Raw genomic sequence first — 12,960 nt, 5'->3', positions numbered from 1 at the left:
CCCCGCCCGTTCAGCGCCGGGCGGGGCCTCATCCACCCCGCTGTCAGACCGCGGGAACGCGGTCCGGGCTCCGTCGGCCGACGGCCCGGCGCATGCCCAGCGACACCCAGGCGGTGCCCAGCGCCAGAACCATCAGCAGTGCGCTCACCCACAGCGGTGAGCGGAAGCCGAACCCCGCACCGATCGCCAGCCCGCCGAGCCAGGGGCCGAGCGCTCCGCCCACATTGAACGCGGACGTGGCGAACGAGCCGGACAGGGTCGGCGCGTCGGCCGCCAGCCGGAACACCCACGAGATCAGCGCCGTCCCGGTGCCGAACGCGAGCATCCCCTGGACCGCGACGAGCGCGACCGTCGCGAACGGGTTCCCCGCGCTCAGCGCGAGTCCGGCCCAGCCGACGGGGAGCGCGACCAGACCGGCCGCGGTGAAAGCGAGGGGCCGTGCGTCGACGACCCGCCCGGCGACGGTGACCCCGACGAACGAGCCCAGTCCGAACAGCGCGAGCAGAACGGGCACCCAGCCGGTACCGAGTCCGGTGACCCGGGTGGCGAGCGGTTCGACGTAGGAGAACGCGCAGAACGTCGCACCCTGCACGAGGGCGCTCGTCAGCAGCGTGAGCAGCAGCCGCGGACGGGCCAGGGCCCGCAACTCGACACGGGCGCGTGCCGGGGCGGCCTCCGGCCGGGTCCCCGGAATCGTCCTGGCGATCACGACGACGGCCGGTACGGAGACCAGCGCCACGGCCCAGAACGCCGACCGCCACCCCCACTGCCCGCCCAGCGCCGCACCGGCGGGCACTCCGGCCACGCAGGCGATGGTGACGCCCCCGACGACCACGGACGTGGCGCGTGCCCGGGCCTCGGGCCCGACCATGGAGACCGCGGTCCCCAGGGCCACGGCCCAGAATCCGGCATTCGCCAGCGCCCCGACGACCCGCGTCGCGAGGAGCACCCCGTAGCCGGGGGTGAGCGCGCCGACGACATGGACGGTGCTGAAGACACACAGGAAGAACAACAGGGCGCGGCGGCGCGGCCAGTTACGGCTGAAGAGCGCCATCAGCGGCGCCCCGACAACCATCCCGATCGCGAAGGCCGAGGTCAGCAGCCCGGCGGCCGGAATGGATACGTGGAGGTCGGCGGCGATGTCCGTGACCAGACCGGAAAGCATGAACTCGGATGTGCCCTGGGCGAAGACGGCGAGCCCGAGTGCGTACACGGCAAAAGGCATGAAGGAACCCCATGGACGGCTGTTGGATGGACCATGCAGGGGGTGTGGGCCGCGCCCGCCCGTCAGGACGGACGGCAACACGGCGGAACGTCCGGGGTGTTCATGGACGGGACTCGACCACGCGCGGCAGGCGCAGGTGTCGGAGAATCCGCGCACGCGTGCACGTACCGGTGCGCCACGGGCACAGACGGGGAATGCGCAGCCCACACCGAGGCGGTCCTGCTGCGGCAGCCGGGCGCAAGCGGTCCCGTCACCGGTACACGACCGGGCGGGATCGACGCGACAGCGGATCAGCCACCGGCGGACCGGTGGCTAGTCTCTGTCGGACTCGGGGCTGGGCATGATCGCGAAGCTACCAGCCCCGCCACCCTCGACTCCACCTCTTTTCCGCCGGAGCAGCGGCAGCAGCCGGAACATCCGGACGCGGACGGCTCAGCACTCGAACGACAGGCCGCGCGCCCTGTGGTGCGTAACACGCCCGGGATGCGAACCTGAGTGGTATGAACATCCCTTTCTTGGACAACTGGCGTAAGCGTCACGACGGTACGCGAGGGGCAGGGCTCGCCGCCGCCGTCGCGGCCGATCCCGAAGGCGTGGCCGAGCTGCTTGCCGAGTGCGAGCTGCTGCGTGTCCGGGCAGGGCAACGGGGGCTCGAACTCGACGACAGCCCGGACTCGTTGGCGGCTCTCGACCAGTTGCCGCCGCGCTGGCGCGACGATCCCGAGGAGCTGCCCTGGCTGGGCAACGACGCGGGGCTCTACCTCGGCACGGTTCTGGTGCGCAATGTCCCTGGCGCGGTCTGGAACATCTGGCCGAGCGGGCAGCCCGTGGTGCGGCTCGCTTCGGGACGGGAGATCGACGTGGTCGAGGCCGGGCTGGACTGGGCGATGGCGGGCAGCCCCGAGCTCTCGCAGGTGTACTCGGAATCGGCCGAGGGGTAGGACTCTCGCTAAAACCGGATAAGACGCCTTATGCCCCATTTGTGCGTGTCGTAGGCGAAGTCCCTTTTCGCGCTGGATAGTTTGCGCTGACCTCGACATAGCGACAAGTGGGTGGGGCAGCGTATGGCCGTCGATCCTTTGATCGAGCTGCGGGACGTCAACAAGTTCTACGGGCAGTTGCACGTACTGCGGGACATCAATCTCACCGTCGGCCGCGGGGAGGTGGTGGTGGTCATCGGCCCCTCGGGCTCCGGCAAGTCGACGCTCTGCCGGACCATCAACCGGCTTGAGACGATCGAGTCCGGGTACATCGCGATCGACGGCAGACCCCTCCCCGAGGAGGGTAAGGGGCTGGCCCAGCTCCGGGCCGAAGTGGGCATGGTCTTCCAGTCGTTCAACCTGTTCGCGCACAAGACCGTGCTGGACAACGTCTCGCTCGCCCCGCTCAAGGTCCGCAAGCGGAAGAAGGACGAGGCCGACCGGCGCTCCCGGGAGCTGCTGGAGCGGGTCGGACTCGCCTCGCAGGCCGACAAGTTCCCCGCCCAGCTCTCCGGCGGTCAGCAGCAGCGGGTGGCCATCGCCCGCGCCCTCGCCATGGACCCCAAGGCGCTCCTCTTCGACGAGCCGACCTCGGCACTCGACCCGGAGATGATCAACGAGGTGCTGGAGGTCATGCAGCAACTCGCCCGGGACGGCATGACCATGGTCGTCGTCACGCACGAGATGGGCTTCGCCCGCTCCGCTGCCAACCGTGTGATCTTCATGGCCGACGGGCGTGTCATCGAGGACCGCACTCCCGAGGCGTTCTTCACCGCCCCGGAGAGCGACCGCGCCAAGGACTTTCTGTCCAAGATCCTGAAGCACTGACGGGGGGCTCCGTGTTGCGTACGAGAAAAGTTCTGGCCGCCTGCGCAGCTCTCCTGCTCGCCGTACTCGCCGCCGGATGCGGCAAGGAGGGCAGCCCGCCGGTGAAGGGGCCGAAGCCCGAACAGCTGCCCGTGTACAAGGTCGACACCGCCTTCCGGCTGCCCGGATCACCGACCTGGACGAAGGCGAAGAAGCGCGGATACCTGCGGGTCGGGGCCAAGGAGGACCAGCCCTACCTCGGCGAGAAGGACCCGGCCACCGGCGTCTACTCCGGCTTCGACATCGAGATCGCCAAGATGATGGCGGCCTCGCTCGGCTTCGACCCGAAGACGATCCGCTTCCGGACCATCGCCTCCGCCAACCGCGAGACGGCACTGCAGAACGGCCAGATCGACTACTACGTCGGCACCTACACCATCAACGCCCTGCGCAAGAGGCTCGTCGGCTTCGCCGGACCCTACTTCATGGCCGGGCAGTCGCTGCTCGTCCGCACCGACGAGCACGACATCAACGGACCGCAGGACCTGGACGGCAGGACGGTCTGCTCGGCGGCGGGTTCGACCCCGTACCAGCGCATCGCCGCCGACTATCCGAAGGCCATCCTGGTCTCCTACGACACGTACGCGATCTGCGTCGACAACCTGCTCACCTATCAGGTCGACGCCGTCACCACCGATGACGCGATCCTGCTGGGCTTCGCCGCGAAGGCGCCCGAGGAGATGAAGGTGGTGGGCAAGCCCTTCTCCGAGGAGCCGTACGGAATCGGCGTCCCGCGCAGCGACAACGTCCTGCGGTTCGCCCTCGACGACGCCCTGGAGGCCAACCAGAAGAACGGCAACTGGAAGAAGGCGTTCGAGGCGACACTCGGTCTGTCCGGAGCGCCCACGCCGACCCCGCCGCCCATCGACCGCTACCCGGCGATCTGAGAGGGCGGGCATCGACCATGGACGTACTCACACAGAACTTCTCGCTCTACGGCAAGGGCTTCCTCGGCACGGTCGAGCTGACCGTCTACTCCTCGATTCTGGCCCTGCTCCTCGGCTTCTTCATGGCCTCCTGCCGGGTGGCACCCGTCGGCTCGCTCCGGGCGCTCGGCACGGTCTGGGTGACGGTGCTGCGCAATACCCCGCTGACGCTGCTCTTCTTCGCCGTCCTGCTCGGACTGCCGCGCTTCGGACTGGTGCTTCCCTTCAATGTCTTCGCGGTCCTCGCGCTCGGCTGCTACACCTCCGCGTTCATCTGCGAGGTGCTGCGCTCCGGCATCAACACGGTGCCGAGGGGGCAGGGCGAGGCGGCCCGCAGCCTCGGCATGACGTTCGGCCAGACGCTCAACAGCATCGTGCTGCCACAGGCGTTCCGTACGGTGATCCCGCCGATCGGGTCGACGCTGATCGCCCTCGCCAAGAACTCGGCGATCGCCGGGGCCTTCAGCGTCACCGAGCTGCTCGGCACCTACAAGACCCTCAACGAGCTGGGCTACAGCATCATCTGGACCTTCGTCTGGATCGCCGTCGGCTACCTGATCATCACCCTGTCCATCAGTGCGCTCTTCAACGTGATGGAGAAGCGCTGGGGAGTCGCCCGATGACCACGCGCACCGCACCCTCCGCCACCGCGCTCTACGACGTCCCGGGCCCCGTCACCCGCAGGCGTCACCGCCTGTACGGGTTCGTGTCGACGGCCCTGATCCTCGCCCTGTTGGGCTGGATCGTCTATCTGCTCGTCGACACCGGACAGTTCGCCGGCGCCAAATGGACGCCCTTCGAATACAAGGGTATTCAGGAGCTGCTGCTGCGCGGACTGGGCAACACCCTCAAGGCGTTCGCGCTGGCCGCGGTGTTCTCCCTCGTGCTCGGGGCGGTGCTCGCCGTCGGCCGGCTCTCCGACCACCGGGCCGTGCGCTGGCTCTCGACGCTTCTGGTCGAGTTCTTCCGGGCCATGCCCGTACTGGTGATGATCTTCTTCATCTTCGTGGCCCTGAAGGTGCAGCCCCTGCCCGCGCTGGTCACCGGTCTGACGCTGTACAACGGCTCGGTGCTCGCCGAGGTGTTCCGTACCGGGATCAACTCGGTGGAGCGCGGCCAGCACGAGGCCGCGTACGCCCTTGGGATGCGCAAGACGCAGGTCACCACATTCGTACTGGCCCCGCAGGCGGTGCGCGCCATGCTGCCCACGATCATCAGCCAGCTGGTGGTGGCGCTCAAGGACACCTCGCTCGGCTACCTGATCACGTACGAGGAATTCCTCCACGCGGGCAAACTCATCGCGTCCAACCTCGACTACGGTCTTCCCTTCATCCCCGTGGTGATGGTGATCTCGCCGATCTACATCGGGATGTGCATGCTGCTCTCCTGGTTCGCGACCTGGGTGGCCAAGCAGGAGCGGCGCAATCCGAAGACGAAGGCCGTGGAGGTCGCACCGGCCGAACCAGGAACGCTGCTGCCGGGAGTGCAGTAGCCGGGACCCGCTGCGAGCGGTCTCCGAGGAGCAGTGCCCGTCGGCAGCAGTCGGTGATCACTTCTCGCGCGAGTCGGCGGTCCCGTACGACGGGTCCGCCGAGGGCGAGGAGAAGGTCAGCTGCGAGCCGGCTGGGCTGTGCTCGGCGTACAGCGGGTCGAGCGTGTCGATCACCAGGGCGGGCCGGCGACCGGCCGTGACACCACGGGCGGCGGAGAACAGCTCCGGGTCCGCGGGGGAACGGCCGGGCCCGGCGTCCGTCCGCGGAAGGTATAGGGGGCGTTACTGACAGCGTGCCGAGAGCGGCCCTTCGTCGTGGAGATGCACGACGGAGGGCCGCTCTTGCGTTTGAGGGTGTTGCCGGTGGCGCGACGGGGGTCAGCGGCTCACTTCAGTGCGCTCTTCGCCTGCCAGTCGGACCAGGTCACATTCCACGCCCCGTACCCGTTGCCCTCCGCGACCGTGCCCTTGGCGTCGGCGCCGGTGATCTCGAACGGGTCGCCGACCCGCACCTGCTGGTACAGCGCGCCGGCGTTGGCGTCGCTCATGCCGACACAGCCCGAACTGTGGTTGGCCACCCCGAAGTAGGCGGCGTTCCACGGCGCCGCGTGGGCGTACATCCCCGACCAGGTCAGCCGCATCGACGAGTCGACCATCTTGTCGTAGGCGTCGCCGAGACCGACCGTCTCGGAGCGCATGTTGATCGTGCCCTCCTTGGCCATCAGCACGGCGGTGCCGCGCCAGGACGCCTTCTCGCCGCCCGGAGTGCCGGCCGACATGGGCACGTCCATGACGGTCTTCCCGTCCCGCTTCAGCGCCAGCCGGTGACGGTCGAGGTCGACCTTGACCACCTGGTTGGTTCCGATGGTGAAGGTGGTCCTGTAGTCGCGGACGAACCAGCCGCCGGACGGGCCCGAGTCGATTCCGTTGAGATCGGCGTCGAGCGTGACCTTCGTACCGGCCTTCCAGTACTCCTTGGGGCGCCAGTCGACGCGGTCCTTGCCGGAGTAGTCCCGCAGCCAGCCCCAGGAGCCCTCGGTGTTGTTCGAGGTGGAGACCTTCAGGGCCTTCTCGACCGCGGCCCGGTCCTTCACCGGGTTGTCGAAGACGATCGACAGCGGCTGGGCGATGCCGACCGTGGTGTTCTTGCCGGGGGCCAGCGTCAGCTTGTTGACCTTGTCGGCCCCGGCGGTGGTGAACCCGGCCTTGTCGCTGCCGCCCTCGGTGTCCTTCGCCTCGACGCCGTACGTGGTGCCGGGCGCGGCCACCCGGTCCGACGTCCAGGTCCTGCCGTCGGCGGATATTCGGCCGGTGAGCGCGTCCCCCTCTGTTGCGCTCACCGTGACCGCCTTCAGCTTTCCGGCACCGAGGGTCACCTTCACCGGCTTCCCGGGGGTGGCGCGGGTGCCCTGGAGGTTCACCGAGATCTTGGTGTCGTGCGCCGGTGCGACCCCGGACGCCCCCTTGTCCGAGTCCGACGCCGAGGCACCGGAACAGGCGGTGAGCGTGGCGCCGAGCACCGCGGTACCGGCGATCAGGGTGAACCGGACCGGGCGGACGAGCGGGGCGGTACGGCGTATGCGCCGAGGTGCGGAGAACAACGGAAATACCTCCAAGGCCTTGCTTCTCGTGGGTGGAGAGGCACGCACCCGACGATAGGTTCCTCAAAACGACAGAAAGCCGGGAAATCCTCTGTGTGACATGGACCGCAGCGCAACGGTCATCATTCGGTCACATCCGCCGCTCGGCTCCGTCATGGACCGCTGTGAGCATCCTGTGCAGCCCCCGGACCCGACGGCGGGGCGGACCAGGGAGGGCCACGAACATGTCAGCGCTGCTCGCGACCGGAGACCGCGGCCATGACCACGAGCTGCGGATACGCGGCCTGACCTCCGCCGAGCACCGGGCCTTCGTCTCCACCCGTACGGACGCGAGCTTCCTGCAATATCCGTCCTGGGCCCCGGTGAAGGACAAATGGGCCTCCGAAATGGTCGGCTGGCACGGCGACTCCGGCGAACTGGCCGGAGCCGCGCTGGTGCTCTACCGACAATTCCCCGGTACCCGGAAGTACTTCGCGTATCTGCCGGAAGGTCCGGTCGCCGACTGGGCCGATCCCGACGTCGACCGGTGGCTGCGGCCGCTCATGGCGCACCTGCGCAAGTCCGGTGCCTTCGCCGTACGGATCGGCCCCTCACCGGCGTACCGCCGCTGGGACACCGCCCGCCTCAAAGCCGCCACCGGCCCCGGCCGCAAGGTCAGCGACGTTCTCGCGACCGAGGTGGACCCGCTCGGTACGGCCGTCGCCGATCGGCTCCGGGCCCGCGGCTGGCGCCGCTGCGGTGGCGACGGGGGAGCGGACGCCGACGCGCAGCCGCGCTACGTCTTCCGGGTGCCGCTCGCTGGACGGACCCCCGACGAGTTGTGGTCGGGGCTCAACCAGGAGTGGCGCCGCAATGTCCGCAGAGCGCAGAAGGCCGGTGTGCGGATCGTCATCGGCGGCGCGACCGAACTCCCTGAATTCCACCGTCTGCTGCGGATCACCGAGGAGCGCGACGGCTTCCGGCTCGGCCGTTCCCTCGCCTATTACCAGCAGCAGTACGCCGTACTCAACGCCGAACACCCCGGCCGGATGAAGCTCTATCTGGCGGTCCACCAGGGCGAGATCCTGGCCGCCCACACCATGATCAGCACAGGTCGGCGGGTCTGGTACCAGACCGGCGCCTCCGCCGACCACCGGCGCGAGGTCCGGCCCAGCAACGCGCTGCAGTGGAAGATGATGCTCGACGCCCATGGGCTCGGTGCCGATGTGCACGACATGCGCGGGGTACCCTCCACCCTTGACCCCGACGACCGCCCCTTCGGGCTGCTGCGTTGGAAGCTCGGCACCGGTGGTCAGGTCGTCGAGACCCTCGGAGAGTGGGAGACATCGGTGGGCGGAGCAGCCAACAACACCTTGTACCGGGCGTTCCAGGCGTACCTGGCGCGCCGATGACGGCCACCGATGCGGCCTCCACGAAGGCCGCAGGGCGCACGTCCGGCTCGGTGCTGCGCAGTGGCGCGGTCATGGCGTCCGGCTCCATCGTTTCCCGGGCTACCGGCTTCGTACGCTCGGCCGTCGTCGTCGCCGCGCTCGGCACCGGCCTCCAGGCGGACGGGTACACCGTCGCCAACACCGTGCCCAACATCCTCTACACCCTGCTCATCGGCGGCGCGCTCAACGCCGTCTTCGTCCCGGAACTCGTGCGGGCCGCCAGGAACCACGCCGACGGTGGAGCCGCCTACACCGACCGGCTGCTCACCCTCTGCACGATCGGGCTCCTCGCGCTCACCGCCGTCACGGTCGTCGGCGCGCCGTGGATCGTCTCGGTCTACGCCCCCGACTACCACGGCGAACAGGCCGAACTCACCATCGCCCTGGCCCGCTACTGCCTGCCGCAGATCCTCTTCTACGGACTGTTCACGCTGCTCGGCCAAGTGCTCAACGCCCGCGACCGGTTCGGCGCGATGATGTGGACCCCGGTCCTCAACAACGTGGTGATCATCGCGGTGTTCGGGATCTACCTGGCCGTCGCGGCAGGCTCCGACGGGACGTTGACTTCGGCACAGGCCCAGTGGCTCGGCTGGGGGACCACCGCCGGGATCGCCGTGCAGACCCTTGCCCTGGTGCCCGCGCTGCGCGCCGCGAAGTTCCGCTGGCGGCCGCGGTTCGACTGGCGGGGCAGCGGACTCACCCGGCCGCTGCGCGCGGCCGGGTGGCTCGTCATGCTCGTGCTGACCAACCAGATCGCCTACTGGGTGGTGACCCGGCTCTCCACCGCCACCGGTCAGCACGCCGTCGAACAGCATGTGCCGGGGGGCGTGGGCTACACGGCGTACAGCTACGCCTATCAGCTCTGGGTGGTGCCGCACGGCATCGTGACCGTCTCGCTCGTCACCGCGCTGATGCCCCGGATGAGCCGGGCGGCGGCCGACAACGACCTGGCGGGTGTGCGACGCGATGTCTCGTACGCCCTGCGCACCTCGGCCGCCGTCGTGGTGCCCGCGGTGGCCGTGCTGTTCGCGCTGGCACCGTGGGTGATCGGGGCCGTGTACGGATACGGGCGCACGGGCGGCGCGGACATCACGGTGATGGCGGGGATGATGATGGCGTTCGCGCCCGGGCTGATCGCCTACTCCGGGCAGTACGTGCTCTCCCGCGCGTTCTACGCGATGAGCGACACCCGCACCCCGTTCCTCCTCAATCTGGTGATCGCGGCGCTCAACGCCGGGCTCTGCGTCGCCGCGTATCTGCTGCTGCCTGTCCGCTGGGCGGTGACGGGGATGGCCGGGGCGTACTCCGTGGCGCTGTTCGTGGGCTTCGGCGCGACCGCGTACGTGCTGCACCGCAGGGTCTTGGGCGGCGATGCCGGGCGGCACTCGCTGCTGCGGTCGCCGGGGCTGTGGGCGCAGGTCCGGCTGGTGGTGGCGAGTGTGCCCGCCGGGCTGCTGGGGTACCTGGCCGCTCGCGCCTGCGCCGGGTACGGGGACTTCGCCGCGGTGGGGGCGGGGGCCGTCGTCCTCCTGCTCACGGTGGCGCTGCTGGCCCGGCCGCTCCGGCTGCGGGAGGTCAGCGCGGTGCTCGCGGCGGGCCGGGGGCGGCTGCGGCGGGCGTGAACCCGCCGGCCCCAGGGCTCGCTCATCGGTTCGAATCCACTCCTTGATCGCTGGGATACTGCTGCCATGCCTCGCGTGTTGCTGATCGAAGACGACCCTTCCGTACGTGAAGGGGTCGAGCTGGGCCTGCGACGGCGCGGCCATGAGCTGCGGGCCGTCGAGACCGGTGAGGAGGGGCTTGCCGCGCTGGGCGAGTTTCGGCCCGATCTGGTGCTGCTCGATCTGATGCTCCCCGGAGTGAACGGGGTGCAGGTCTGCCGCCGCATACGGGAGACCAGCCAGCTGCCGATCATCATGCTCACCGCACGCGGCGACGACTTCGACGTGGTCGTCGGGCTGGAGGCCGGCGCCGACGACTACATCGTCAAGCCCGCCCGTACCGAAGTGATCGAGGCCAGGATCCGGGCCGTCCTGCGCAGGCTCACCGAGCCCGCGGGGCGCAGCGGCATCGAACTCCACGGCGAACTGGCCGTCGACCGCGCCGGGCTCACCGTCGCCAAGGCGGGGCAGCGCGTGCTGCTCGCCCCCTCCGAACTGAAGCTGCTGCTCCATCTCTCGGCCTCGCCCGAGCAGGTCTTCAGCAGACAGCAACTCCTCGAATACGTCTGGGAACACAGTTACCACGGAGACGCGCGCCTCGTCGACGCCTGTGTGCGGCGGCTCCGCCAGAAGATCGAGGACGTGGCGGGACGCCCTCGCTACATCCAGACCGTCCGTGGTTTCGGCTACCGCTTCGGACCGCTCGCATGAAGCTGTTCGCGGCCCGGTTCGGACTACGGACCCGTCTCATAGGCGCATTCCTGCTGGTCGCCGCGATCAGTGCCGTCACCACCGCGACCCTGACCTACCGCGAGGCCCGCTCAGCCATTCTCCAGCAGGCCCAGGACACGGCCATCGACCAGTTCCGCGACCGGATCGCCGCACAGGCCGTGACCCTGCCGGTCGACCCGGAGCAGCTGCGGCGGGCCTGCCAGATCCTTGCCAGGGAGGGCAAACCGCACACCTGGAGAGTCTTCGCCGAGTACGGGAAGATCAGGGTCTCCTCGACGGACCGGCCCACTTCCGATGTGATCACGCCCGAGCTGCGCCAGGCCGCCCGCGGCAACACGCACGGCTCTTTCCAGCGGGTCGTGAAGGACGGCGAGTCCTGGCTGACCGTCGGCATGCCGACGGTCTTCGACCGGGGCGACGGGCGCCAGCCCACCGGGCTCGTCCTCTACGCCGTGATGCCGCTCGCCACCGAGGAGGCCAATGTCAGCGCCATGGTCACCGCGGCCCGTGACGGCGCCCTGCCCGCCCTTCTGATCGCGCTGGTGCCCGCCCTGCTCGCCGCCCGCAGCGTACTGCGCCCGGTGCGCGATCTGCGGCGGGCCGCCGCAGGCATCGGCCGCGGCGAGCTCGACACCCGAATCCAGGTCCGGGGCTCCGACGAACTCGCCGAACTGGCCCGGACGTTCAACGAATCGTCGACGAAGCTCCAGGAATCCGTGGAGGAGCTCCGGCGCGCGGAGGCACGGGCCAGGCGCTTCGCCTCGGACGTCTCGCACGAGCTGCGCACCCCGCTCGCCGGGATGCTCGCGGTCACCGAGGTGCTCGACGAGGACGCCGCCCAGCTGCACGCCGACACCGCGGCGGCCGTCCGGCTGATCAGCGCCGAGACGGGGAAGCTCGCGACCCTCGTCGAGGATCTGATGGAGATCTCCCGCTTCGACGCGAAGGCCGTGGACCTCCACCTCGACGAGGTCGATGTCGCGGAAACGATCCGTAAGACCCTGCAGGGCCGACGCTGGGAGAGCCGGGTCCGCACCGAACTCCCGGACGGAGTACGGGCGATGCTCGACCCGCGTCGCTTCGACGTCGTGGTCGCCAACCTCGTCGGCAATGCCCTGCGGCACGGTGCGCAGCCCGTCACCGTACGGCTGCGGACCGAGCGGCGGGGTGCGGCCCAGTGGCTGGTGGTCGAGGTCGCGGACGACGGGCCGGGTATCGACCCTGTCGTGCTGCCGCACATCTTCGACCGGTTCTACAAGGCCGATGCGGCCCGCACCCGGTCGGCGGGCAGCGGGCTCGGCCTGGCGATCACCCAGGAGAACGTACGGCTGCACGGTGGCACCGTGCACGCGGCCAACGGTCCCGGGGGCGGTGCGGTCCTGACCGTGGAACTACCGATGGAGGGGCAGTGAGACGGGTGCGTGTCCTCGGTGCTCTGCTTCCCCTCGTGCTGCTGGCGGCCGGGTGCGGAATCCGGGCGACGGATGTCGTCGAGGTCGGCGACCCGGCGACCGTGGAGGTGGCTCCGGGCGGTCAGCAGGGCACGGTGCTCTACTTCGTGTCCCCGTCGTCCCCGAGCCGGCTGATGCCCGTCGTGCGGCAGGTCGACCTGACGACGCAGGGCGAGGTCGGTGCCGGGGGAGCGGTGCCCGTGTGGCGTGGCTCCGACAAGGCCGTCGCCATGCTCTTCGCCGGGCCCACCGAGGCCGAGGCCGAGGCGGGCCTGCGCACCGAACTGCCGGACATCGGCGTGGTGTCGAGCGTGACTGTGAAGCCGGACGGGGTGAGTGTCCGGCTGAACACCGCCGTCAGGGAACTCTCCGAGGTCGCGCGGCAGCAGCTGATCTGCACGGTTGCCCAGGCCGGTACCGCGGACCGGAACACGGCGGTGACGGTGATCGGTACCGGCGGGGTCATCGGGCCGGTCAGATGCTCCGTCTGACCGCCGCCCGGTGGGACGCTTCTGCGACGGCGGGGTTCAGCCCGCCGCTCGGTGCGAGTTGCGGGCGGAACTCACCCGCTGGGTGAGGCGGTCGCCGGCCGGCG

At 69.7% G+C, this 12,960-nt stretch carries 12 protein-coding genes and 1 pseudogene; 10 read left to right on the top strand and 3 right to left on the bottom strand.

Annotated features, from left to right (window positions below; all coding sequences use genetic code 11):
* Nucleotides 1–43 precede the first annotated feature (43 nt).
* Entirely contained in the window at nucleotides 44–1,225 is a 1,182-nt protein-coding gene (locus tag ACFU8Q_RS02315) for a Cmx/CmrA family chloramphenicol efflux MFS transporter (RefSeq protein WP_384446848.1), read from the bottom strand.
* 500 nt (nucleotides 1,226–1,725) lie between these two features.
* Between ACFU8Q_RS02315 and ACFU8Q_RS02310 the strand changes: the two genes are divergently transcribed.
* The 5 genes from ACFU8Q_RS02310 to ACFU8Q_RS02290 all read left to right on the top strand — a co-directional run bounded on the left by ACFU8Q_RS02310 (nucleotide 1,726) and on the right by ACFU8Q_RS02290 (nucleotide 5,490).
* Nucleotides 1,726–2,166, top strand: coding sequence for a DUF6278 family protein (locus tag ACFU8Q_RS02310; RefSeq protein ID WP_384446846.1), 441 nt, complete (start codon nucleotides 1,726–1,728; stop codon nucleotides 2,164–2,166).
* A 123-nt stretch (nucleotides 2,167–2,289) separates the two neighbouring features.
* Complete coding sequence (locus ACFU8Q_RS02305; protein WP_384446923.1) at nucleotides 2,290–3,033, top strand: amino acid ABC transporter ATP-binding protein; 744 nt, start codon at nucleotides 2,290–2,292, stop codon at nucleotides 3,031–3,033.
* A gap of 14 nt (nucleotides 3,034–3,047) precedes the next feature.
* On the top strand, nucleotides 3,048–3,959 hold the full coding sequence (locus tag ACFU8Q_RS02300; protein WP_384446921.1) for a glutamate ABC transporter substrate-binding protein: 912 nt from the start codon (nucleotides 3,048–3,050) through the stop codon (nucleotides 3,957–3,959).
* Nucleotides 3,960–3,976: 17 nt separating this feature from the next.
* Nucleotides 3,977–4,621 carry an amino acid ABC transporter permease gene (locus ACFU8Q_RS02295; protein ID WP_384446845.1) on the top strand — a complete coding sequence of 215 codons (645 nt, stop codon included), beginning with the start codon at nucleotides 3,977–3,979 and terminating at the stop codon, nucleotides 4,619–4,621.
* A complete protein-coding gene (locus ACFU8Q_RS02290) occupies nucleotides 4,618–5,490 on the top strand; it encodes an amino acid ABC transporter permease (RefSeq protein WP_384446843.1) in 873 nt (290 codons plus the stop codon). The genes ACFU8Q_RS02295 and ACFU8Q_RS02290 overlap by 4 nt, the downstream gene beginning before the upstream one ends.
* A gap of 57 nt (nucleotides 5,491–5,547) precedes the next feature.
* Here the strand turns inward: ACFU8Q_RS02290 and ACFU8Q_RS02285 are convergent.
* A pseudogene (locus ACFU8Q_RS02285) lies at nucleotides 5,548–5,780 on the bottom strand (acyl esterase); the annotation flags it as partial.
* 96 nt (nucleotides 5,781–5,876) lie between these two features.
* Nucleotides 5,877–7,091, bottom strand: a complete 1,215-nt coding sequence (locus ACFU8Q_RS02280) for an Ig-like domain-containing protein (RefSeq protein ID WP_384446841.1) — start codon at nucleotides 7,089–7,091, stop codon at nucleotides 5,877–5,879.
* Between the two features lie 224 nt (nucleotides 7,092–7,315).
* On the opposite strand from ACFU8Q_RS02280, the gene ACFU8Q_RS02275 reads away from it, so the two are divergent.
* The 5 genes from ACFU8Q_RS02275 (at nucleotide 7,316) to ACFU8Q_RS02255 (ending at nucleotide 12,856) form a co-directional block, all read left to right on the top strand.
* Nucleotides 7,316–8,482: a lipid II:glycine glycyltransferase FemX gene (locus ACFU8Q_RS02275; protein ID WP_384446839.1), complete on the top strand. Its 1,167-nt coding sequence runs from the start codon at nucleotides 7,316–7,318 to the stop codon at nucleotides 8,480–8,482.
* Nucleotides 8,479–10,143 (top strand): murein biosynthesis integral membrane protein MurJ, encoded by a 1,665-nt coding sequence (murJ, locus tag ACFU8Q_RS02270; RefSeq protein ID WP_384446837.1) that lies wholly within the window; start codon nucleotides 8,479–8,481, stop codon nucleotides 10,141–10,143. The genes ACFU8Q_RS02275 and murJ overlap by 4 nt, the downstream gene beginning before the upstream one ends.
* Before the next feature lie 66 nt (nucleotides 10,144–10,209).
* Nucleotides 10,210–10,893 (top strand): response regulator, encoded by a 684-nt coding sequence (locus ACFU8Q_RS02265; RefSeq protein WP_384446836.1) that lies wholly within the window; start codon nucleotides 10,210–10,212, stop codon nucleotides 10,891–10,893.
* Nucleotides 10,890–12,326 carry an ATP-binding protein gene (locus ACFU8Q_RS02260; RefSeq protein WP_384446834.1) on the top strand — a complete coding sequence of 479 codons (1,437 nt, stop codon included), beginning with the start codon at nucleotides 10,890–10,892 and terminating at the stop codon, nucleotides 12,324–12,326. The genes ACFU8Q_RS02265 and ACFU8Q_RS02260 overlap by 4 nt, the downstream gene beginning before the upstream one ends.
* Nucleotides 12,323–12,856: a hypothetical protein gene (locus tag ACFU8Q_RS02255; RefSeq protein ID WP_384446832.1), complete on the top strand. Its 534-nt coding sequence runs from the start codon at nucleotides 12,323–12,325 to the stop codon at nucleotides 12,854–12,856. The genes ACFU8Q_RS02260 and ACFU8Q_RS02255 overlap by 4 nt, the downstream gene beginning before the upstream one ends.
* Nucleotides 12,857–12,960: the final 104 nt, after the last annotated feature.

Source organism: Streptomyces sp. NPDC057543, assembly GCF_042801895.1.
GTDB lineage: Bacteria > Actinomycetota > Actinomycetes > Streptomycetales > Streptomycetaceae > Streptomyces.
This window is presented reverse-complemented; position numbering and strand designations above follow the sequence as displayed.

Coding starts and splice junctions, on each gene's coding strand:
- murJ (WP_384446837.1), top strand. CDS start 8,479: ATGACGGCCACCGATGCGGCCTCCACGAAGGCCGCAGGGCGCACGTCC.
- ACFU8Q_RS02315 (WP_384446848.1), bottom strand. CDS start 1,225: ATGCCTTTTGCCGTGTACGCACTCGGGCTCGCCGTCTTCGCCCAGGGC.
- ACFU8Q_RS02305 (WP_384446923.1), top strand. CDS start 2,290: ATGGCCGTCGATCCTTTGATCGAGCTGCGGGACGTCAACAAGTTCTAC.
- ACFU8Q_RS02260 (WP_384446834.1), top strand. CDS start 10,890: ATGAAGCTGTTCGCGGCCCGGTTCGGACTACGGACCCGTCTCATAGGC.
- ACFU8Q_RS02290 (WP_384446843.1), top strand. CDS start 4,618: ATGACCACGCGCACCGCACCCTCCGCCACCGCGCTCTACGACGTCCCG.
- ACFU8Q_RS02310 (WP_384446846.1), top strand. CDS start 1,726: ATGAACATCCCTTTCTTGGACAACTGGCGTAAGCGTCACGACGGTACG.
- ACFU8Q_RS02295 (WP_384446845.1), top strand. CDS start 3,977: ATGGACGTACTCACACAGAACTTCTCGCTCTACGGCAAGGGCTTCCTC.
- ACFU8Q_RS02265 (WP_384446836.1), top strand. CDS start 10,210: ATGCCTCGCGTGTTGCTGATCGAAGACGACCCTTCCGTACGTGAAGGG.
- ACFU8Q_RS02275 (WP_384446839.1), top strand. CDS start 7,316: ATGTCAGCGCTGCTCGCGACCGGAGACCGCGGCCATGACCACGAGCTG.